Annotated in this window: 18 protein-coding genes; 7 read left to right on the top strand and 11 right to left on the bottom strand. The window is 47.1% G+C overall.

The features are described from left to right. Positions 1 to 105: 105 nt before the first annotated feature. The 3 genes from HGH90_RS16815 to HGH90_RS16825 form a co-directional block, all read right to left on the bottom strand. Entirely contained in the window at positions 106 to 2,304 is a 2,199-nt protein-coding gene (locus HGH90_RS16815) for a hybrid sensor histidine kinase/response regulator (protein ID WP_168763153.1), read from the bottom strand. Positions 2,305 to 2,447: 143 nt separating this feature from the next. Continuing rightward, positions 2,448 to 2,696, bottom strand: coding sequence for a hypothetical protein (locus HGH90_RS16820; RefSeq protein ID WP_169191592.1), 249 nt, complete (start codon positions 2,694 to 2,696; stop codon positions 2,448 to 2,450). Between the two features lie 128 nt (positions 2,697 to 2,824). After that, entirely contained in the window at positions 2,825 to 3,520 is a 696-nt protein-coding gene (locus HGH90_RS16825) for a LytR/AlgR family response regulator transcription factor (RefSeq protein WP_168763155.1), read from the bottom strand. Between the two features lie 130 nt (positions 3,521 to 3,650). Between HGH90_RS16825 and HGH90_RS16830 the strand changes: the two genes are divergently transcribed. Then, positions 3,651 to 5,264 (top strand): hypothetical protein, encoded by a 1,614-nt coding sequence (locus HGH90_RS16830; RefSeq protein WP_169191593.1) that lies wholly within the window; start codon positions 3,651 to 3,653, stop codon positions 5,262 to 5,264. A gap of 7 nt (positions 5,265 to 5,271) precedes the next feature. Here HGH90_RS16830 and nfi read toward each other — a convergent pair whose 3' ends face one another. Genes nfi through HGH90_RS16845 form a run of 3 tightly spaced genes read right to left on the bottom strand, consistent with a single transcriptional unit; the run spans position 5,272 to position 7,882 of the window. Next, complete coding sequence (nfi, locus tag HGH90_RS16835) at positions 5,272 to 5,964, bottom strand: deoxyribonuclease V (protein WP_248277025.1); 693 nt, start codon at positions 5,962 to 5,964, stop codon at positions 5,272 to 5,274. Positions 5,965 to 5,986: 22 nt separating this feature from the next. Next, a complete protein-coding gene (locus HGH90_RS16840) occupies positions 5,987 to 7,195 on the bottom strand; it encodes a DUF763 domain-containing protein (RefSeq protein ID WP_169191595.1) in 1,209 nt (402 codons plus the stop codon). A 21-nt stretch (positions 7,196 to 7,216) separates the two neighbouring features. Further along, a complete protein-coding gene (locus HGH90_RS16845; RefSeq protein WP_168763159.1) occupies positions 7,217 to 7,882 on the bottom strand; it encodes an MgtC/SapB family protein in 666 nt (221 codons plus the stop codon). Positions 7,883 to 8,008: 126 nt separating this feature from the next. Between HGH90_RS16845 and HGH90_RS16850 the strand changes: the two genes are divergently transcribed. The 3 genes from HGH90_RS16850 (at position 8,009) to HGH90_RS16860 (ending at position 10,433) form a co-directional block, all read left to right on the top strand. Further along, on the top strand, positions 8,009 to 8,206 hold the full coding sequence (locus HGH90_RS16850) for a DUF4348 domain-containing protein (protein WP_168763160.1): 198 nt from the start codon (positions 8,009 to 8,011) through the stop codon (positions 8,204 to 8,206). Between the two features lie 68 nt (positions 8,207 to 8,274). Next, positions 8,275 to 8,532 carry a hypothetical protein gene (locus tag HGH90_RS16855; protein WP_168763161.1) on the top strand — a complete coding sequence of 86 codons (258 nt, stop codon included), beginning with the start codon at positions 8,275 to 8,277 and terminating at the stop codon, positions 8,530 to 8,532. A 128-nt stretch (positions 8,533 to 8,660) separates the two neighbouring features. Continuing rightward, positions 8,661 to 10,433 (top strand): ABC transporter ATP-binding protein, encoded by a 1,773-nt coding sequence (locus HGH90_RS16860; protein ID WP_169191596.1) that lies wholly within the window; start codon positions 8,661 to 8,663, stop codon positions 10,431 to 10,433. 116 nt (positions 10,434 to 10,549) lie between these two features. Here the strand turns inward: HGH90_RS16860 and HGH90_RS16865 are convergent, their stop codons facing one another. Both HGH90_RS16865 and HGH90_RS16870 read right to left on the bottom strand, forming a co-directional pair. After that, on the bottom strand, positions 10,550 to 11,023 hold the full coding sequence (locus HGH90_RS16865) for an acyl-CoA thioesterase (RefSeq protein WP_168763163.1): 474 nt from the start codon (positions 11,021 to 11,023) through the stop codon (positions 10,550 to 10,552). Between the two features lie 30 nt (positions 11,024 to 11,053). After that, entirely contained in the window at positions 11,054 to 13,546 is a 2,493-nt protein-coding gene (locus HGH90_RS16870; protein WP_168763164.1) for an outer membrane beta-barrel family protein, read from the bottom strand. A gap of 338 nt (positions 13,547 to 13,884) precedes the next feature. Between HGH90_RS16870 and HGH90_RS16875 the strand changes: the two genes are divergently transcribed. The 3 genes from HGH90_RS16875 (at position 13,885) to HGH90_RS16885 (ending at position 17,829) form a co-directional block, all read left to right on the top strand. Then, the gene (locus HGH90_RS16875; RefSeq protein ID WP_168763165.1) at positions 13,885 to 14,643 is read left to right on the top strand and encodes a DUF695 domain-containing protein; all 759 of its coding nucleotides are present in this window, start codon (positions 13,885 to 13,887) and stop codon (positions 14,641 to 14,643) included. A gap of 58 nt (positions 14,644 to 14,701) precedes the next feature. Beyond that, the gene (locus tag HGH90_RS16880) at positions 14,702 to 16,624 is read left to right on the top strand and encodes a hypothetical protein (RefSeq protein ID WP_168763166.1); all 1,923 of its coding nucleotides are present in this window, start codon (positions 14,702 to 14,704) and stop codon (positions 16,622 to 16,624) included. Between the two features lie 125 nt (positions 16,625 to 16,749). After that, a complete protein-coding gene (locus HGH90_RS16885; RefSeq protein ID WP_169191597.1) occupies positions 16,750 to 17,829 on the top strand; it encodes an NAD(P)H-dependent flavin oxidoreductase in 1,080 nt (359 codons plus the stop codon). Here HGH90_RS16885 and HGH90_RS16890 read toward each other — a convergent pair. Genes HGH90_RS16890 through fdhD form a run of 3 tightly spaced genes read right to left on the bottom strand, consistent with a single transcriptional unit; the run spans position 17,810 to position 21,500 of the window. Further along, positions 17,810 to 18,361, bottom strand: coding sequence for a putative glycolipid-binding domain-containing protein (locus HGH90_RS16890; protein ID WP_168763168.1), 552 nt, complete (start codon positions 18,359 to 18,361; stop codon positions 17,810 to 17,812). The genes HGH90_RS16885 and HGH90_RS16890 overlap by 20 nt on opposite strands. A 3-nt stretch (positions 18,362 to 18,364) precedes the next feature. After that, the gene (locus tag HGH90_RS16895) at positions 18,365 to 20,659 is read right to left on the bottom strand and encodes an FdhF/YdeP family oxidoreductase (protein ID WP_248277026.1); all 2,295 of its coding nucleotides are present in this window, start codon (positions 20,657 to 20,659) and stop codon (positions 18,365 to 18,367) included. After that, a complete protein-coding gene (gene fdhD, locus HGH90_RS16900) occupies positions 20,652 to 21,500 on the bottom strand; it encodes a formate dehydrogenase accessory sulfurtransferase FdhD (RefSeq protein ID WP_168763170.1) in 849 nt (282 codons plus the stop codon). Before fdhD ends, HGH90_RS16895 begins: the two co-directional genes overlap by 8 nt. Positions 21,501 to 21,502 lie beyond the last annotated feature (2 nt).

The raw sequence follows: 21,502 nt of genomic DNA on the forward strand, positions 1-21,502 counted from the left end.
CACCAGTAACAAGGGCATAATTGGCAAGTTTCGGTGAACAGGGAATTACTGTCGTTGAACAGGGGGAAATGTACGTTAATGTATGCCGCGATACGTGAAATACAGCTACAATAGGATGTTGATCGCTTCTTGTACAGCCTGTATACACAGATGTTTCAGGGTATTGAACTGACCCGCCACAACTGCTGCATGATAATTATTTTCCTGTACTTTTTCGAGTGGTTCCAGGATGGGATAGAGATGGTCCTCCAAGCCAATAAAGGATACGGTGGTTTTGAGATTATGTGCACTGGCGCGGATAGCGGCAATGTCTTCCGCTGCCACTGCTTTTTTCAACAGGGATAACTCTTCCGGTAGCTGTGCGATGAACTGTTCCAGCATGTTTTTTTCAAAGCTGGTATTGCCCTTGGATAAATCATGCAGGTAATGCATATTTATCAGCTGATGGGTACCATTTTCATGCGGTAAGTAATTGGTAGCAGGTAGTTCCCGTGGAGGAAGCTTCCCGATATATACCTGGATGAGTTTATACAGCTCTTCTTCAATAATGGGTTTTGAAATATACTCATTCATACCCATCTGCAAACATTTTTCCCTTTCTCCTGTCATGGCATGGGCTGTCATGGCAATAACCGGGATGGTGGAGTGAAGTTCGTTGCGGATAGCCTGTACGGCGCTATAGCCGTCCATTTCCGGCATTTGGATATCCATGAGTACCAGGTCGAAATGTTGCTTATCTAACGCCTGTAATACCTCTTTTCCGTTGGTGACAATTTTATATTGCAGGTGCCAGCCGGTCAGCAGGTGGCGTAGCAGGTTCTGATTGAGTTTATTGTCTTCCGCGACCAGTATGCGCACATCAGGATGTAACGGTAATTGATCGTTTTCTGTGAAGTAAGAATTGCCTTCCTCCAGCAAGGAATCTGCCAGGGTATAGGGCAGTTCCACTTTAAAGGTAGTGCCTTCTCCCGGCTTGCTTTCTACAGAAATAAAACCATTTTGCAGTTCTATCAGTTGTTTAACGATCGTTAAGCCTAAACCGGTACCTCCGAATTTACGGGTAGTAGAGGCCTCCGCCTGGTTGAAGCGATCGAATATAGCGTCGAGTTTGGAGGGATCAATACCGATACCGGTGTCACTAACGGTAAACAATATACGAACGGCGTTATCTTCCGCCCAGATCTTAGCGGCATGTATATGTACGCTTCCTTCCTGGGTAAACTTTACGGCATTGCTGGCCAGATTAACCAGCACCTGGGTAAGGCGCATTACATCACCATATAGTATATCAGGTACATTATCGTCAATGGTCACCGACAGCTGCAGTTGTTTTTCTTCTGCTTTAGGTTTGAACATAGTGTTTACACCATGTAGCACACTGCGTAAACTAAAGGCGCTGGCTTCGATACGCATCATACCGGACTCTATTTTAGAGATATCCAGGATATCGTTGATGATTTCCAGCAAACTTTGTCCCGCGTTTTCGATGGCTCCCACATATTCCTTTGATTTATCGGTGAGGGGTTGTGCTTTCAATAAATGGGTGAATCCTAGTACGGCATTCATGGGTGTGCGGATTTCATGGCTCATATTAGCCAGGAACTGGTCTTTCACAGCGGCCAGTTTTTTCTCCTGCTGCTGGGACGCATCGAGCGCTTCAATCAATTGCTCTTGCCGGTGTATGCGGCTGGTAATATATAGGAATGCCAGCAGGCTGGTGAGACAGGCAAAGAAAACGAGTACACTTCCCCAGCTTTGCGCTTTCTGTCCGCTGCTGTCAATCAGGTGGGTGGTACGGTTTACTTCTGTTTGCCGGGTGGTGTCGAGTTGCCGGATAATGCTGTTGATCGCTTCACCCAGGCGTTTTCCTTTCTGGTTATTGATCATTCTTTCTGCAGCCCATTTGCCGTTGCTATAGAAAGTATCGAGCACCATCAGGTTAAAGTTATTCTTCTCATCTACCAGGTAATTAAGCTGGGTGAGCAATCTTTCTGTACTATCGTTTTTGATGATTTTATTAATCTCTTTGAGGTCGGCTTTGATAACGGCTATTTCGGCTTCGATGCCGGTAATATGGGTGGTATCCTGGGAAATGACCGCTCCGCGTACTTTACTGTCGGTCCTGGCCATATTGGTTTGCAGCTTCTGTAATTCATTCTTTACATTCAGTTCCTGCAGGAGTTGTTCATTGCCTTTAATCAGTTTACGGATATTATTGGCGGAGTTAAATTGAAGCACAACAAACAATATCATTCCAGTAATGAACAGGCCGAGGAGGTAATATTTGATTCTTTTTGGCTGCATGACAGTTTAGTACATATAAAACGCTGATATAGGATGCCAGTTCATTAAAAGTACTTATTTATTCCAGAGTTCTTTAGAAACTTAGCCTCAGAGCAACATTACTCTGAGGCTAAAATTTTAAAAAGGGAAATAATAAGTTATGCTTATTTTGCTTTTGGTGCAGCAGGAGTGGCAGGAGTAGCAGACTTAGCAGGCTTAGCATGATGGTGGTGATGCTTGGCATGCGCTTTATGTGACGCTTCTTTCGCCTCTTCTTTCTTTTCTTCCTGTTTTGTTTCCTTCATTTCCTTCTTAGCTTTCTCTTGCTTTGGCGCCGGTTTGTTTGTTTGAGCAAATACTGATGCACTCATAAACAACATAGCTGCAGCGATGATAATACTAAACTTTTTCATGGTTGTATACTTTAATTAGTGATCAATTTGTTTGACGACCTAAAGATACAACGGGTTCAAAGGCAGTATTTTAACTTATGGCCCAATGGGCGGCAGCTATCGGTCAAAAAGGGGAAAGTGTCGTTGAATCAAAGGAGGTTGAGCTTATTATTCAAGGCCGACCGGTATGCATCTGCAACCGGGATGGCATTCTTCTGAATAATAATGGTACCGTCTTCTATAGACTCGATTTTGTCGAGCGCCACTATATAAGAACGGTGCACCCGCATAAATTTCCCTGGTGGCAGCTTTTCTTCCAGCGCTTTCAGGGTGGTATGAATGGCATGAAACTTCTGAGGCGTATTCAGTTTTACATAATCGCCCATGGCTTCCAGGAAAAGGATATCTTCTGTTCGTATTCGCTTTAATATCCCATTGTCCCGTATAAACACAAATTCGTTGTCGGATACCTGTAACTCCCGGTTGTTGCTGTCGATGATTTCCCGGGCTTTTTCAATGGCCTGGATAAACCTGGCAGGAGGTACGGGTTTGATCAGATAGTCGGCCACATTCAACTCAAACGCTTCTACGGCATACTCTTTTTTTACCGTGGTAAAGATAATTACCGGACGCTTTTTCCCCAGGTTGCGGGTCAGCTCCAACCCACTCATGCCGGGCATCTCAATATCCAGGAGCAGGAGATCTATTTTCTCTTTTTGCAAAATATTGTAGGCTTCCATGGCGCTGTTGCATTCGCCTACAACCTGCAACTGCTCTACGTGACTGGCCAGCTGCCTCATGGCAGTACGCGCCAGCTTATTATCGTCTACTATCAGGCAATTCATGCGGCTAATTTAAGGACAATTCATAATATAATATCATCTCAGCCATAACTATCGATAAACAATCATCTCTGTTCACTATCTCTTTAAAAATTTAAAATATTTCATATATTTGAAATTACTAATTAATTGAATGATGATATATCTAAGATGGCCGGTTCTTTTAGTGGGATTAATGCTTAGTACAGCGGCTCTTGCGCAGATACCCATTGTTACCATGGGACCAGCCTTCGGAGAGCCGGGAGACGGCTGGGATAAATTGCTGCAACTGAAAAATGGCAACACCGTATACCTGCATTTTGGAAATAAAGAAGGACTGATATTAACTATATATAACCCACAAAGGGAGCCGGTTGTAATTGATACGATACACACCACGCAGTGGAATGCGGCCGACCTGGAATCGACAGAAATAGACGGGATTTACGAGATCAACGGGCAACCGGTTATTTTCCTGCAACAGCTGGCGAAATATAACCCGGTATTATATCGCCTGGTTCTGGACGGCCAAACCGGCCAGTTACTGCGGGAAGATAAACTGGGAGAACTACCGTCAATACAGCATCACAGCGTATTTGCGGAAGATAATCTTGCTTCCCACGATTGCTATGTAGAAAAGGACCCCGACAGCGATTACTATGCGGTGGCCCTGTTTTCGGGCGCAGCTATCCAGAAAAACGATAGCATTCACGAACGCATACAAGTATTGCATTTTTCGCCGTCGCATGAAATGATCCACCATGGATGGTTTTACCTGCCCGATACATCGTATAGCTATTTCAGTTACATCGATATGGCCGTACAAGGTAAAGAAAAAGTATACCTGGCAACTGTTGGATTTAATGCTAAAAGAAGAGAAGGAGATGCGGCGCCGAAAGTGATCTTCTCCATGCTATCGCCCGACTCGGCCACCTTTGCCCACCGGGTGCTCGACTATACTGCCGGCGCAGGTAATATGACCGGGTACTTACGGTCCGCCACTACATTGTCGCAGGTATACCTCTTACTGAATCATCCGGTCAATGGCATGATGATGAACGTTTTTCAGGCGCCCAATGGAAAGCTACGCAGGCATGTGGACTGGACGTTTCCCGAACTCAACAGCAAAGCGCAACAGGAGCTGGGTTATAAGGGCGACTTTAAAGGAACGCCACAACGATTACTGCTACACGAAGATGGCAGCAGTACACTCCTCCTGGAAAACCTGTCGTTTTACAAACAGGGTAATTCGCAAATCAACAAGCTCCATACCAACCTGGGCGACATTGGCATCAGCCGGCTCGATACCGCCGGGCGGGAACAAAGCGCTGTGGCAGTATCCAAGTACCAGGTTATTACCGGCATATGCGAGCCTTTCCAGCTGCAACGCCGGGCCAAGAGCGCATGGGTATTTCGCAATAAAATTGCCGCCCTCAATACGAATACCTATCTTTCTTATGATTACATCACCACACCCGATGCATCTTTTGTATTGTTTAACGACTACCTGCAATACCTGGATACCGGTGGTCAGGATCGGGTGCGCAAGCCGCTGAAGTTCGCTATAGATGCTAATTTCATCTGTTGTCGTTTGTATAATGGTAAAATAGAAAAGCTCTTTTTATTTGGCATGCCGGAGGTAACGAAGGGATATGCCTGTATGATTGGCGCTGCGGATTACAACGATGCTTCCCGTACCTATGCTACTGTGGTGATTTCACGAAAAGGACTGGAAAAGAAAGCCAATATTGCCTGGATAAGATTTTAATGAAGCGTCAGCTTATTTCCATCCATCCTTCCGGGATGGCGCCCAGGCGGAACTGATTCACGGCATTGTGCGCCAGCCGGGTAGGTTCGGGCAACCGGTATTTTTGTATACACTGCCGGAGAATACGCAGACTATCAGGAACATCGATCAGGTGGCCGGGGGAAACAAAGATGGGTTTTACATTGGTCTTACTTCTCAATACATTTCCCAACAGCTGGCCCTTTCGGTCTGTCAACGGGCTAACGCTGCCTTTTTCAGGCCTGGGTTCTTCATATACGCCATATAATTTTTTCTTGGCGCTACCAATAGTGGCCTGTTGCGCCAGCACACCAAAATGGCTGGCAATGCCCATGCGGCGAGGGTGTGCAATGCCGTGTCCATCCACCACCAATATATCAGGCTTCAATGGCAGTTGCTCCCATGCATCCAGCAGGGCAGGTACTTCCCGGAAGGCGAGGAATCCGGGAACATAAGGGAAGTGCACTTCTTTCTTTACCAGGCTATAACCCACTGGTATCAGCGATGGGAACTTTAGTAACACGATGCCCGCGTATACCGTTGTACTGAATTTATTGAAGGAAATATCGGCGCCTGCGACGTAGTTCAAAGGGCCTTTATATGGAATCAGCGTTACTTTTTCCTGTAGCTCCCGTTGCAACAGGGTGGCTTCCGGAACAGTTAATTCATTATAATCAGGCATATCCATTTGTTTACAGGTCCATTCAGAAAAGGGTTAGTTGATCCCCGTTTTGAGGTGGCGTGGGTTTCACCGCTTTCCCAAAAACGGTTCTACCCCCGTATTGCCAGGAGTTTTGACGTTCCTGTTCAATTAATTTATCGAAGTTGGTGTTGGGTTCGAAATCTTTTTCTATTTGTTGTGATAAAACAGACAGCTTCCTGATCGCATCCTTTTTATCAGATTCCCCGATTTTAGCCTTATACAGGGCTTCTTTGAGTGTATGGATCGTTTCATCGTAAATGCGGGTAGGCACGGGGAAAGGATGTCCGTCCTTACCTCCATGGGCAAACGAAAATCGGGCCGGGTCTTCAAACCGGGAAGGGGTACCATGTATCACTTCACTCACCAGGGTTAGTGACTGTAACGTGCGCGGGCCTACGCCTTCGAGCATCAACAGTGTTTCGAAATTGGCGGGATTGGTGTCATGAGCTAATGCCAGTACGCTGCCCAGCCGTTTCAGGTTTACATTTTCCGCTCGTACATCGTGGTGCGCCGGCATGATCAGCTGTTTTATTTCCGGCAGCAGGTGCGCTGGCTTTTCTTTGGTAAGTTGTAAGATGCCTGACTTAGTGCTATCTGCCTGGAGATCGGTGAGGTTAAGGATTTGTCCCTGGTTGCGGCCGTAAATAAACGTATGCGGCGCTTCTGTAAAAGACTTAAAAGCGGCCGAATGCCAGTGATAACGCCGGGCCATGCTACTGGCGTCATTCATGCCCTGTTGCACTACCGCCCATTCTCCTTCGTCGGATAAAATAAAGGAATGCAGGTATAGCTGAAAGCCGTCCTGTATGGCGGTGTTATCTATCTTGGCAGTAAGCTTACTGCTGTATACCAGCTGATCGCCCGGCAGGCCGGTTTTATCGGCAATGGCGATGAGTTCGGCAGGTGTTTGTTTGCTGTGACGACCTTTGCCTCCGCAGATATAAATGCCCAATTCCGCCGCACGGGGATTAATGGCTTTTTTCAATGCACCCATCACACTGGTAGTAATACCGGAAGAATGCCAGTCCATGCCCAATACGCAGCCAAGTGCCTGGAACCAGCAGGGATCGCTGAGCCTTCTAATCACTTCTCCTTTACCATAATCGGTCACAATGGCCTCTACAATAGCGCCGCCTAAAAGGCTCATGCGGCGGGCCAGCCAGGGCGGTACCTGGCCGTAGTGCAGTGGCATATCAGCATATGAAGGCATATAAAAAAATTAAGGCAGCTGTTATAAGGGATTAGCCTGGATCTGATATTCGAAGATGTCTTTGTGTTGTAGCAAAAATTCATCTAATTGTTCCATTTTGTCGCGATGGCCCCGCACAGCGTAGTTCATCTCTATTACATTTTCTTTCCTCACCGTCAGCATTTTCTTGTATTTAAGATGAAACGATGCTAACATGGTTTCAATGTCGGGATGTGGAGATTTATCTTCATAAAAATAAATCGTGTATACCCGTTTATCGTTGATGTCGGCAATACTTTTTTCCACGTATTCCAGCAATATTAATACCACCAAAGCCCCGGCCAGCGCAGTTGCTGCCAGCCAGTACTGACTCATTCCCACTGCCATTCCCAATGCTGCGGCTATCCAGATAGAGGCGGCAGTTGTAATACCATCAATAGTGAAGTCACCTTTAAAGATAACGCCCGCGCCAATAAATCCAACACCTGTGAGAATATTAGAAGCTATACGATCGGGGGAATTGGGAAATCCCATTTCGGCCGACAGGATGGTGAAAACTGTACTGCCAATGCAGATCAGCGTCATGGTACGCATGCCTGCCGCTTTACGTTTGTACTCTCTTTCTATCCCCAGTAGCGAACCCACTAGCAGTGCGATCAATATTTTGAGGAGCTGATCTTCTTCTATGATTTGCAATACATGTTTCATGGGGCAAAAAATATCTTCTTACAAATGTAAGCGTTGGCACAATTCTTTCAATACAAAATGAAAATTAAAGCACTCGTGTGTTTGTCGTTTTAACAGCCGCGTTTATTCACTATAAATTATGTCAGGATGGAACCATTTTTTTATAAAGCCTGTATTATTATTTGCCTGACTGGAATGCTCAGCATTTTTCTCTTCAGCTGCAGCGGCAGTAAAGAAGCCGGCAGGGAAGCAGATTCAGCGGCGGTGTCTATGCCCCGCGTAGACAGTACCAGTGTAATACCCGTGGATACCATGAATACAAAGCCTGATACAACACATCATTAACCAGACATCGGCGAGGGGAAGTAGCTGGTTAACTCATTCAAATGATTACTTCACCTTAAACAGTCAATATGATGAAAGTATCAAACATGTTCCTGGCAGCGGGAGTAGCCACATTAATGTTAGTCGCCTGTGGAAACGGACGGCATACGGCTACAGATTCTCTCAACACTTCCACAGATTCAGTTGGAATGGGTACGGGAACCGTTACACCAGCAGATACCGCGCCGGCAGCCCAAACGCCTCCGGGAGCTATCAATCCCGGGGAAGATTCAGCCCGCTATGGTACTGGCGCCGGGGATTCATCCAAAAACAGACCACGTCGTTAGTACGTCACCCGATGCCTCCAGTGTTTATACCTTGCAGGTAAACAATGGAGGCATCATTATTTTATCTCGTTTTTTGCAATATATTTGGATATCGTTCGTCAACCTCTATATAAAAAGTCTATATCCGAATGCAAAACGACACCACCGCAGCGGCGCAGCAGCCGCCCATTAAGCTGGCTTCCCTCAAGAAAACATTCCGACTATTCCGTTATGTAAAACCGTACTGGCCCCAATTTACCCTGGGACTTTTGTTCCTCCTGGTTTCCAGCCTGGCTGGCCTGGCACTTCCCAAATTATTAGGTAATCTGGTAGATCCGAAAAGCAGCGAACAATTATTTAAAGGCTTGAACCTGGCGGGCGTACTGTTGGTAGCGGTACTCGTAGGACAGGCGGTATTTTCATTTTTTCGAATTATATTATTTGTGAATGTGACGGAGAAGACACTGGCGACCCTTCGCCAAACGGTGTACAGTCACCTGATTAAGTTGCCTATGAAGTTTTTCCTGGAAAGACGGGTAGGAGAGCTGAGCAGTCGCATATCCTCAGATATATCCCTGCTGCAGGAGACCTTTACCACCACGCTGGCTGAGTTTATCCGGCAGATGATAATCATCATAGGAGGCGTTGTAATCTTATTGATTACTTCCCCGGGGCTAACAGCCTTTATGTTGGCCACTTTACCAGCCATGATGTTGGCTGCAGTTTTTTTTGGGAAATTCATCCGCCGTTTTTCCAAGCAGGTACAGGAACAGGTAGCCGCCGCTAATACCGTGGTAGAGGAAACCTTACAGGGTATCCTGAATGTAAAAGCATTTGCCAATGAATTTTTTGAAATAGCACGCTATCGCAAACGTACCAACGAAGCAGCCCGCACCGGCATGAAAGGGGGGAAATACAGGGGAGCATTTTCCTCCTTTATTATCCTGGGCATCTTCGGCGCCCTGGTGGCTGTTATCTGGAGAGGGGTAGCCATGGGCATGCCTACCTCCGCCTTGTTGTCTTTTGTGTTGTACTCCCTGTTCATAGGCGGCTCGGTGGCCGGGCTGGCAGAAGTATATACCAACCTGCAAAAGAGTATCGGCGCCACAGAACATTTGCTGGAGATTCTGGACGAACCGGCAGAAGATATTACACCGGTGACGGCTATTGCGCCGGAAAACCAGCTGGACGGGCAGATTAGCTTCCGCGATATTTCTTTCCATTATCCTTCCCGGCCAGACCTGAGTATCATGAATAATGTTTCGTTTGATATATATGCCGATCAGAAGGTAGCTTTGGTAGGACCCAGTGGCGCCGGTAAAAGCACCATTGTATCCTTACTGTTACGCCTGTACGACCCGGTAAGCGGACATATTTTGTTTGATGGTAAAGACAGCAAATCCTTTCCGTTATCACAACTACGTTCGCAGATGGCCGTTGTACCGCAGGATGTTTTTCTTTTCGGCGGTACCATTGCGGAAAACATTGCCTATGGTAAACCGGATGCTACAATAGCTGAAATGGAAGCCGCTGCGCGGCAGGCCAATGCTTGGGAATTCATACAACGGTTCCCGTTAGGGCTCGACACCGTAGTCGGAGAACGCGGAATACAACTCTCCGGAGGCCAGCGCCAACGCATTGCCATTGCCCGCGCCGTACTCAAAAATCCCCGCATCCTGATATTGGACGAGGCTACATCTGCATTGGATTCGGAGTCAGAAAAACTGGTGCAGGACGCCCTGGATAAACTCATGGAAGGCCGTACTTCCCTGGTAATTGCTCACCGTCTCGCTACGGTAAGACAGGCAGATAAAATTATTGTACTCGATAAAGGACGTATTGTGGAGGAAGGTACCCACAACGAATTAATAGGACTGGATGGTTTGTATAGAACCTTGAGTGATATGCAGTTTGCCAGTTAAGCTGAAAGAAAGCAGAAAGCGTAAAACAAAAAGCTATTGTGGAGGATGATTAAAGCGAATATCAAATAGTCGCCAGGTCTTCTTCACAATAGCTTTTTGCTTTACGCTTTCTGCTATTACAAATACGGTTTCATTTCTTCATCAATATCCTTACGCAGGTCCATCAGCTTTTTGGCGTATCCTTCCAGGCTGATTTCATTGGCGGTTTGTGGAATCCATTTGGGTACCGGCACTGTTTTTCCGGTGTCATCTACTGCCGCAAATACCATGACGCAGTGAGTGGTTTTTGATTTTTGTTGCTGTCGCGGGTTGCCGGCAAATACATCTATAGAGATATGCATGCTGGTAGTACCGGTGTAGATAATCTTGGCCTGGATTTCCACCAGGTCGCCAATTGCAATCGGCTTGAAGAAACGAATGCCTCCCACATAAACAGTAACCGCGTATTGTCCGCTCCAATTGGCCGCACAGGTATAACCTGCCTGGTCAATCCACTTCATAACAGACCCTCCGTGTACCTTTCCACCAAAGTTAACGTCCGATGGTTCGGCTAGAAACCGCAGGGTAATAGTGTGATAAATAGAATCCATAATAGATGTTTACAATCTACAAAGTACGAATTAATAATTATCACCTCCGTTCATATCCCCGTTGTTATCTTTTGGCCGGTTGTTTTTACGTTTGAACAAATTGGTATCCATCTTGCCAAAACGCCAGGTGGCATTGAGCCTTAGCTCACGGGTAAGACGCTTACGGTAGTTTTCCTGCTCAGAAAAAGCCGTGCTGGTATAGCTGAGATTACGATCTGTATTGAAGATATCGTTTATGCCCAGGGAAATGGACAATGCCTTATTCTTCAACATGTCTTTTTTGATTGCGGCATCGGCCGACCATTTTGGTTTTCTTTCTCCCTGTGGTAAAATTTGCCTGGACTCATATTCTGCACTTACCTGTAAGGCGAGGTTCCACGGCAGTTTCGTATTGCTGTTTAATTTACCAAACCAGGTAAAGCCCTGGTTAGACAGGTTATTACCATTACCGCTGGCATTGATCTTCGTTTGGGCCAGGTTTACGTTGGTGGTCAGGTCCCAGGCTTTTGTAAGCTGGCTCCTTAAGGTAAACTCCGCTCCATAGGAGTTGCGGGTGCTGGCATTAATAGGGTACGACAATACCACATGTTGCGCCTGTCCGTTCAGCGTAAGGGTGGTATCTACATAAAAATCAGTAATGGCATTATCGGTATTGCGATAGTATAGAGATACCAGGAGATTATGCTGATGATTAAAGTCTTTCAGGTACGACAGCTCAAAGGAGTTGGTGAATTCAGGCTTCAGATCCGGGTTACCGGTGCTGGCGCTTTGCCCGCTGTAGTCGATCGTTGGCAGCAGGTCGCGAAACCAGGGGCGTCTGATACGACGGCTGTAGTTCAGCTGTAATTCATGATCGCCTTTGAATTTCTGCGACAGGAAGATGCTGGGGAAGAAGCTCACCGGGTAGCTGATCTTATAAGACGATTTTTGTCCCAGCCTTGTTTCCCCGTCGTAGTTCGACTGTTCTGCCCTCAAGCCAACCTGGTAACCAAAATTGTCTTTGGCACCGGTATAGCTCAGATAGCCCGCATTAATCTGTTCCTGGTAGTGGTAACTATTGGAAAGGGCAGAATCGAGCACAAAATCGCCGGAAGGATAATTCTGACCAAACGTGTTCGTATAGTTATCAAATTTGCGGGTGTTGCTGCGTAATCCCATTTCAAGCTTCGACTTTTCAGTGAGTGGCTTTACATAATCCACCTGGGCAGTAAGATAGGTAGTGGTGCCTTCACCGCTACCGTTGCGCAATTCGGGCTTCCTGGGATCATAAATAGGTTTGCCGGAAAGATCATAATACTGGAGGGAGTAATTGGAGCCATTATCGCCGTTGGCGTGGTTATAAGTGAAATCGGCGGTCAGCTCTTCTCCTTCTTTCGCAAAGGTATGTTTAAAGCCCAGCTGGGTGGTGTAGTTACGGAATCCATTGAGCGTATTGTCGATACCGGTGCCATAGCGAACCCGCTGTTGATGGGCGTCCAGCTCATTGACAGTTTGATCGAAATATTTGTTGAAATTACCCCCGGTGATATTTTCAGATAGGGTAATTGTATTACGATTATCGATGAACCAATCAAACCCGATACGACCGGTTTGGAACTTACGGTAGAAGTCACCGCTTTCCAGTTGCTCGGTATAAGTGGTGGTATCAGCGCCTATGTTTTTCCGGTACAGGCGACTATTCATCGGGGATTTGCGGTTACGGAAATTATAGTTAATGAAGAAGTTGAATTTCTCCTGGCGCAGGTTGAAATCGATACCGCCATTGGCGCTGCCCAGCGACGAGGCGCCGGCATTCACCGATCCATTGATACCTGCTTTTTTATTTTTCTTCAATACGATATTGAGAATCCCGCTCATCCCTTCTGCATCGTATTTTGCGGAGGGGTTGGTGACCACTTCGATATTCTGAATAGCATCGGCGGGGATCTGGTCGAGCGTCAATGTAGAAGGCCGGCCATCAATGAAGATGGTGGGCGTACCATTTCTTACGGTAACGTTACCGTCTATATCTACATTCACCGAAGGTACCTGCTTTAGTACATCGGTGGCCGTACCACCAATACTGGCCAGGTTCTTTTCTACGTTAAACACCCGTTTATCGATAGCCATCGTAAAGGCAGGCTTTTCGCCAACTACATTCACGGCCGCCAGTGACTTTACGTTAGGTTTCAATTTAAAATTACCCACGTCGATACTGTTGGCTTTGGGAGAAAGAACCGCATTCTTATAGATCGTTTCGTATCCTATGAAATTAATCTTGAGGATATATTTATTAAGGGCGATGTTTTCAAAGCGAAAATCTCCATTGGTTTTGGAGAGCATGCCTGTCTGCACAGTGGAGTCGGAACGCAGCAGTGCTACAGATGCGTACTCAATAGGTTTACCAGTCTGAGCGTCCAGCAATTTACCATAGATGGTACCGGTGCTGGCCGGGCCGGCTTTTTCACCGGGTTGTTGTGCCATTGTGCTAAAGCAACCAAACAATAATAGCCAACCTGTAAATAACGATACAATTTTTCTCATAATAGCTTCCAACAATTTATAGCGGGTGTAAAATTAGTCCTTATGCCTAAAGAATGCCTGTTTTTTAGGATGAAAGGTCAGACAGAACCCTTTACAGTCTGCTATTTCAACTTCAGAATTGCGCAGGATTCCTTGTGGTAGCAGGTTGTAGAAATACTGTAGAAAAATATCCCAACTGTTAATTAGTGTTAAGCCTCCTGTAAGTGTATGGTGCCCAATGGAAAGCATACGCTAAAATTTGTGGATAAAAAAGCGTTGAATACAAGTTTATCTTTTCGATTGTAACGGAGAGCAACGTATCTTTACAGCCAGCTGTTGCGTTATTTTAATTTTTTTATATGCATAAGGATTACCGACCGGACTGGGATATTTATACGTGCCATATTGAGGAAAGTCCAGCAGTAATAGGCCTTGACCTTGATCTGAGACGATTTGCACCATTGAAGGAAAAGCCGAATGCCATATATATAACAGTATATCTTAATCATCCACGTGAAGACGGATTCCCGCAGAACGATGAATTTGCCATCATGGGTGAAATAGAGGATCGTTTGGTGGAACAACTGCAAACCAAGCTGGATGCGCACTTCGTTGGCCGCACCTTCTCTAATGGCGTACGTGATTTCTACTTCTATACCGGCACTACGTTACTGCATGATAAATTCATTGCGGATGCGATGGTGAATTTTCCCGATTACCGCTATGACTATGGGGTGAAGGAAGATAATAACTGGGAATTATATTTTGACTTTCTCTTCCCTGACGTATATGAATTTCAACGTATACAAAATAGGAAAGTGTTGCGTATGCTCCGGCAGCATGGAGATGCATCTGAAAAAGAGCGTACCATTGAACACTGGATACATTTCAGAACAGAAGAGGATAAAAACGTTTACTGGGAGCACATCAAAGAAAATGGTTTCTCCCTGGTAAGAGATGAAAAATTAGATAACCCGGAATTCCCCTTTAAACTCTGTATTGCCCGCACTGATAATACCATAGAAACGACCATCGACAGTGTGGTGATGAGCCTTTGGGAACTGGCTCAACAGGTAAATGCCGAATACGACGGTTGGGAAACGAGCATCATGAAATAACGGTATGCTTTCTGCGTTCTCGTTTTTTTTCAATATACTTGTTACCTACTGCTAATCCTTGAGGAAGTATCTAAAAATATGGCCTACATTAACTGTCATCTGCTGGCTGCTAAGTTTGCATAGCCCTGCATCAGTATATGCCAGCGCCCAGCAGTTTCCACTTTCCACTGATACGATACCGCATAAAGCTGGGGGCGGCCTGTTTAAAAAAATAGGAGAGTACCGCGATTCCATGCGTAACAAAGGCTACCGCCAAACGCTCATCAAACGTATTACGCGGCAGGATGAGGCGGTACGCTCCGACGACAACGACAGCACCATCATTAAAAGTGAAGCCTATTTTACGCCCTTTGCCGGTAAGGTTATCCGCAATATTTATTACAGGAAGGTAAAAGTATTTGGTCCCAGGAATATTAACGATACCACTTTTACCTCTTCCATGAAATTGCTCCGCCTGGCTAACCGCCTGCACTACGATTCCAGGGAATGGGTCATCCGGCAGTCGCTGTTCTTCCGGGAAGACCAGCGGGTGGATCCCTTTGAACTGGCCGACAACGAGCGTTACCTGCGTAACCGCCCCTTCATCCAGGATGCCCGTATTTACGTGAAAAGTACGGCCGGTGATTCTATCGACGTAGAAGTCGTTACCAAAGACCTGTTTGAATATGGCGCCGACCTTACTCAGTTCAGCGCTACCGATGTCCGGGCCAGTGTGTCTAACAACGACCTCTTTGGTGCGGGGCAAGGCGTTAAATTTGGTATGCAATGGCGATCGGATTACTCACCTACCTGGAATACAGAAGTACGCTACACCAAGTACAATATGTTCGGCTCTTTCGTCGATATGAGCCTGGGATATACTACGCTGAATAACTATGCCCAGCTGGATACCAATGCCTATGAAGGAGCTGTTTTTATTAATTTCAACCGCCCCCTTTACCGGAATTCGGCTAAGTTGGTAGGGGGATTAAATATATCTAAGAACTGGTCTATCAATATACACGGTTCGCTAGCTGACCTGGGGGATAGCCTCTACCGGGATTATAACTACACCGTGATTGACGGCTGGATTGGTTATAACCTGATTAACAATTATAAACACGATGGCTCTATTGGGCGTAAGCCCAACCTGGCGCTGCTGGCGCGGCACTATAATCTTTCATTCCAACGGAAGCCTGATCAGGCCAGGTATAAAGACGATCCGGTGTATAATAATCACCGCTTTTATTTACTACAGCTGGAAACTTACCGGGTCGACTATTTCAAGGCACACTACTTCTTTGGTTTTGGCCGTACAGAGGATATCCCGCTGGGATACAATATGAGCGCCACCAGCGGATGGGAAAGCTGGAAAGGCCGGAGAAGGATGTATACAGGTCTGGAAGCGCAGAAATTCTGGATTACCCGGCACCAGGGACTTTTAAATACCTCCGTAGGGCTCAGTACTTTTTGGCTGCGGGGCTCCATCGAAGACGCCGTCTTCCATGCCAGGGTCGAATATTACAGCCGTCTGCTCACCTTCCGTAAGTCCCGGTTCCGCCAGTTCGTTACAGCTGATTACCTGGAAAGCCCTAATCCCTTTTTTAATAAGCCGCTCAACGTTAACATGGAGAATGGTATCTGGGGATATAAGAATACCAAGCTCAATGGCTTTCAACGTTTGAATGTCAGCTCGGAAACCGTGTATTATAGTCCGTTGAAGTTATTGGGTTTCAAATTCAACTTCTTTACAACTCTGCAGGCATCCATGATCAACAACAATAACGACGACCTGTTGCAAAATCCCATTTACCTGGGTATTGGTGGTGGATTCAGGATACGTAATGAAAACCTGGCGCTGAATACGATAAAAGTTTCAGGATATTATTATCCTAATGCACCGCCGCCTATGAAAAAGGCCATGCTGGAGATTACCACCATTGTTGATTTCCGGTTTGATGTATCTGCCCTGAAAGTGCCTAACATACTGAGCTTCCGCTAACAGCCTCCTGAAATATGTTAAGACTGCGTAATAGTTTCTACCTTTACATAACCGGGAAACTGAACGAGACCTGAGTGAAAGCGCATTCCCGGATACTATTATTGCGTTCAACAAACCTGATTGTCATGGAATGGAAAAACGAATTAACCCGGCTACTGGGTATCGCTTATCCGCTGATACAAGCCCCTATGTTAGGTATCACTACTCCTGCAATGGTGGCTGCTATCAGTAATAGTGGCGGTCTGGGCTCCCTGCCCATAGGAGGATTATCACCAGAGAAGGTAACTGCCCTGATCAGGGAGGTAAAGTCACTGACGGCCAACCCGTTTGCGGTGAATATGTTTACCTATGAGCCTGAGCTGGCTCCGGACCGGTCCACTTTCGATGGCATGCAGGCGCTCATCCACGAGTTATACCAGGCGGCGGGATTTACACCGGCGGCCGTTAAATATGAAGATTTACAGGTCCATTCCTGGAGAGAACAATTGCCGGTGCTGATTGCTGCAGGCATTCAACACGTGAGTTTCACTTTCGGTATGCCGGATGCCGACGGATTTGCGCTCATGAAAGCGCATCGTATGCATATCATGGGAACCGCCACCAGCGTGGCGGAAGCAGTAGTACTGAAGGCCGCGGGGGTAGGCATCATAGTGGCACAGGGAATAGAAGCCGGTGGACACCGGGGATCCTTTCTGCCCGGCCCCTTATCGCAAACAGGCACTATGGCGCTGGTACCGCAAATTGCAGATCGTGTGCGCATGCCCGTTATAGCAGCAGGCGGTATTATGGATGCGAGGGGAATAGCCGCCGCGAGAATGCTGGGCGCCGCTGGCGTACAAATGGGCAGCGCTTTTCTCCGCTGTCATGAAAGCCTGGCTACTCCCGCTCAGAAGGCAGTACTAGGTCAGATAACCGATACAGACACGCAGCTTACCAGGGCCATTTCGGGGCGTTGGGCAAGAGGCGTGCGTAATAAATTGATCACGGAACTGGAAGCCGCAGGAGAGGCATTTTGCCCTTATCCTTTCCAGGATATGTTAACACAGCCTGCACGTAAAGTGGCGAGGGAGGCAGATAACGCTCAATGGATCAATATTTGGGCGGGCCAGGCGGCCGGTAAGGCACAGGCATGGAGTGCCGCAGATATCTTTGCAGAACTGGTACGGGAAACCGCCCTTCTTTTTCCTAATAATAAATTCGCTTAAATAACCCGGGGTAGTCCTGCACAATACCCTGGTGATCGAACGGAATATTAGCACTGAAATCAGTGACAATATTTTCATACAGGTACTCATGGTGGCTTAGCCGGGTATAGCGCTGCTGCACTTTCTGCAACTCAAAGGCAGGCAGGCTGATATACAGTATATCTAACACTTTACTTTCTCCCTCTTCAAACGACTCCCGCTTTATGGGCAATGTGTTTGTAAATGGAGTCAGCGATATATCGATATCTATACAGTGGTCAAAGGCCGCAATGTGGTTATTGTCTTTATCGAACCAATGCCCATGCAGGTCAGAGGTGAGTTTGAGCTCTGTATAATGTATGCCTTCCTGGCGGATATGGAAAGAAGATACCCGCCAATCGGCCGTAATTTCTATAGCATAGTGAACAGAAAATGGTTGTTGTTCGTATACGCCGTTAATCCTGCCATTGGCCAGCATTCCCTGTGCATGATCCTGCAGGGTACAATATTCGGTAGCAGGCCATTTCAGCGCTTGCCATATGATGGGTTGCATGTACTAATTTTTAATGTCAGATGATTTTATTTGAATGATCACCAGTTTAGACGTGGGCGTATTGCTTTTGTCTGCCACGCTGTCAACAGGGACCAGCACATTGGTTTCCGGGAAATAGGTAGCGGTGCACTTTTCCGGGATATCATAGGCTACAATAATGAAGCCATAAGCGACACGCTCCGTTTGCCCATGATAGTTATACAGGTCCACTACCTGTCCCGGTTGAAATCCGCCGTCAGCAATGTCTTTGGGATGCATGAATATCACCCGCCTTTCATGGTATACACCGCGGTAACGGTCATCCAGTCCATAGATAGTAGTATTAAACTGATCATGACTGCGAATCGTCATCATCATATACTCGCCGGCAGCCAATGGGGTGTTGAGTACGGGCGCTATATTAAAATTAGCTTTACCGGTAAGGGTATTGAACTGTCCCTTCCTGGCGCCGTTGGGGAGGTAAAAGCCTCCCGGATGTCTTACCCGTTGATTATATTGATCGAAGCCGGGAATTATTTTTTCAATATCGTTCCGGATATGATCATAATGTTTGGCGTAATCATGCCAGGGTACGCGGGTATCTTTTCCGAACAATGCAGTAGCCAGCTCACAGATGATGACAGGCTCACTTTTCAGGTGTTCCGATATCGGGTGCAGGTTCCCTTTCGACATTTGGATGACGCCCATTGAATTTTCGCAGGTCACAAACTGGGCCTCTTCGTGGAGCATGTCTTTATCGCTACGGCCCAGGCAAGGCAGAATAATGGCTTCTTTACCATGTACAACGTGGCTGCGGTTTAATTTCGTAGATACGTGTACGGTAAGATCACAGTTACGCAGTGCGGCGGCAGTATATAAAGTGTCCGGTGTAGCAGATAGAAAATTACCTCCCATGGCCATGAAAACTTTTGCCTGGCCCTTGTGCATGGCATGGATGGCGTGTACTACATCATGCCCGTGTGCGCGGGGCGGATCAAATCCGTATACCGCCTGTATTTTATCGAGGAAGGCATCGGTTGGTTGTTCGTAAATGCCCATGGTTCTATCGCCCTGTACGTTGCTATGTCCGCGTACGGGGCAGGTTCCGGCGCCGGGCTTACCTATGCTGCCTTTCAATAGCAGGAGGTTGACCACTTCCCGGATGGTATCTACAGCATTTTTATGCTGGGTAAGGCCCATGGCCCAGCAGGCAATTATTTTCTTTTTATGGAAAAGAGCTGCTGCAGCGGCTTCTATCAGTACAGGGTCCACGCCACTGTCGGCCATCAGCTGTGATAGCTGCTGTGTTTTCAGGTGCTGGATATAGTTATTGTATCCTTTGGTTTGGCTGGCAATAAATGCGTTGTCAAACACGGTACCCGGATGACGTTCTTCTTCCTGTAACAGCAGCAGGGACAAGGCTTTAACCAGGGCCATGTCGCCGTTGATCTTTACCTGTAGAAAAATATCGGTGAGATGTGTTTCTATCTGCAATACCCCCTTTACCGTTTGCGGGTTAAGGAAGTTGAGCAGTCCTGTTTCTTTAAGTGGATTAACTGCGATAATCGTTGCGCCGTTTGCTTTGGCTTTCTGGAGGGCCGTGAGCATGCGGGGGTGATTGGTGCCCGGATTTTGTCCTAGTATAATAATCACTTCTGCCTCGTGAATATCCTCCAGGGTTACAGATCCTTTTCCTATGCCCAGGGAGTCGTTGAGCGCTACGCCACTGGATTCATGACACATGTTAGAACAGTCGGGCAGGTTGTTGGTACCATATTCCCGTACCATCAACTGGTAAAGAAAGGCAGCTTCATTGCTGGTTCTGCCGGAGGTATAAAATATGGCTTCATTGGGCGAGGATAGGTGCTTGAGATGGGAGGCAATACGTTGGTAGGCGTTTTCCCAGGAGATGGGGCTATAGTGGGTAGCTCCTTCGGCCAGGTACATGGGTTGGGCTATCCTGCCTTTTTTACCTATCTCATAATCGGTTAGGTCGCCGAGTGCAGCGATGCTATGTTGCGCAAAAAAGTCGGGCGTCAGCTTCTTAGTGGTGGCTTCTTCGGCAATCGCTTTAGCGCCGTTTTCGCAGTATTCGGCAATCCCGGATCGTTCATCATCAGGATCGGGCCACGCGCAGCCGGGGCAGTCGTACCCGTCTTTCTGGTTCAGTTTCAGTAATGCTTTCATGCCACGAAAGGCATTCATTTCCTCCAGCACATGCCGCATACTGGATATTACTGCCGGGATACCCGCTGCTACTGTTTTTGGTGGCCCGAGCTTAATGCCGGTAAACTTTACGGGATTTTCTGCACTATCCATGTTGGGTGGTATTTTGTGGAACATCAATAGTGGCGGCGCCGCTATAGATATTAAAACGATCTTCTTTCAGGAAACCTACGAGGGTAATATGCCATTGTTCCGCCATTTTCACTGCCAGGCTGGAAGGGGCGCCAATAGCGGCTATCACCGGGATGTGGGCCATGGCTGCTTTCTGGATCAGCTCAAACCCCGCACGCCCGCTGAGCAGCAAACCATATTGCTGCAGGGACAACGATGATTGCTGTATGGCGGCGCCGATTACTTTGTCGACTGCGTTATGCCGGCCAATATCTTCCCGCAGCAGCAATAATTGCCCGCTGTCGTTAAACAAGGCGGCGGCATGAAGGCCCCCGGTGCTGTCAAATACCGATTGCTGATGCCGGAGTAAGTCCGGGAGCCGGAGCAGGGAAGGAGCTGACAGGGTGAAAGTATGCTCACCAACATTCACGGCCGTACGAATAGACGACAGGTTGGTTTTACCGCAAACGCCGCAGGCGGCCGTAGCCGCAAAGTTGCGTTGTACTTGTCCTAATCGCGCGTTGACCGAAGGTTTGAGGTGTACGGTGGCAATGTCGCCATCCTCAGTAGATGATAAAATAACTTCCTGGATATCATCACTATGGGAAATGATACCTTCTGTAAATAAAAAGCCGGCAGCCAGTTCCATATCATTGCCGGGCGTACGCATGGTAACGGATATGTTTTGCTGCCGGCGATTATGAGAAGGCCCATGTACCAGCCTGATTTCGAGCGGGTCTTCTGTAGCGAGGGTATCATTGGTGTCGGTGAATCCTGCCGCAGCTACTTTTCTGACGCGGGTATGAACAATAGCATTTGTCATAC

Source organism: Chitinophaga sp. Ak27 (assembly GCF_012726295.1).
In the GTDB taxonomy this organism is placed as follows: domain Bacteria; phylum Bacteroidota; class Bacteroidia; order Chitinophagales; family Chitinophagaceae; genus Chitinophaga.

Excerpts from the sequence above, each read along its gene's own strand:
- HGH90_RS16815 (WP_168763153.1), bottom strand. The coding sequence starts at position 2,304 with ATGCAGCCAAAAAGAATCAAATATTACCTCCTCGGCCTGTTCATTACT.
- HGH90_RS16820 (WP_169191592.1), bottom strand. The coding sequence starts at position 2,696 with ATGAAAAAGTTTAGTATTATCATCGCTGCAGCTATGTTGTTTATGAGT.
- HGH90_RS16825 (WP_168763155.1), bottom strand. The coding sequence starts at position 3,520 with ATGAATTGCCTGATAGTAGACGATAATAAGCTGGCGCGTACTGCCATG.
- HGH90_RS16830 (WP_169191593.1), top strand. The coding sequence starts at position 3,651 with ATGATGATATATCTAAGATGGCCGGTTCTTTTAGTGGGATTAATGCTT.
- nfi (WP_248277025.1), bottom strand. The coding sequence starts at position 5,964 with ATGCCTGATTATAATGAATTAACTGTTCCGGAAGCCACCCTGTTGCAA.
- HGH90_RS16840 (WP_169191595.1), bottom strand. The coding sequence starts at position 7,195 with ATGCCTTCATATGCTGATATGCCACTGCACTACGGCCAGGTACCGCCC.
- HGH90_RS16845 (WP_168763159.1), bottom strand. The coding sequence starts at position 7,882 with ATGAAACATGTATTGCAAATCATAGAAGAAGATCAGCTCCTCAAAATA.
- HGH90_RS16850 (WP_168763160.1), top strand. The coding sequence starts at position 8,009 with ATGGAACCATTTTTTTATAAAGCCTGTATTATTATTTGCCTGACTGGA.
- HGH90_RS16855 (WP_168763161.1), top strand. The coding sequence starts at position 8,275 with ATGATGAAAGTATCAAACATGTTCCTGGCAGCGGGAGTAGCCACATTA.
- HGH90_RS16860 (WP_169191596.1), top strand. The coding sequence starts at position 8,661 with ATGCAAAACGACACCACCGCAGCGGCGCAGCAGCCGCCCATTAAGCTG.
- HGH90_RS16865 (WP_168763163.1), bottom strand. The coding sequence starts at position 11,023 with ATGGATTCTATTTATCACACTATTACCCTGCGGTTTCTAGCCGAACCA.
- HGH90_RS16870 (WP_168763164.1), bottom strand. The coding sequence starts at position 13,546 with ATGAGAAAAATTGTATCGTTATTTACAGGTTGGCTATTATTGTTTGGT.
- HGH90_RS16875 (WP_168763165.1), top strand. The coding sequence starts at position 13,885 with ATGCATAAGGATTACCGACCGGACTGGGATATTTATACGTGCCATATT.
- HGH90_RS16885 (WP_169191597.1), top strand. The coding sequence starts at position 16,750 with ATGGAATGGAAAAACGAATTAACCCGGCTACTGGGTATCGCTTATCCG.
- HGH90_RS16890 (WP_168763168.1), bottom strand. The coding sequence starts at position 18,361 with ATGCAACCCATCATATGGCAAGCGCTGAAATGGCCTGCTACCGAATAT.
- HGH90_RS16895 (WP_248277026.1), bottom strand. The coding sequence starts at position 20,659 with ATGGATAGTGCAGAAAATCCCGTAAAGTTTACCGGCATTAAGCTCGGG.
- fdhD (WP_168763170.1), bottom strand. The coding sequence starts at position 21,500 with ATGACAAATGCTATTGTTCATACCCGCGTCAGAAAAGTAGCTGCGGCA.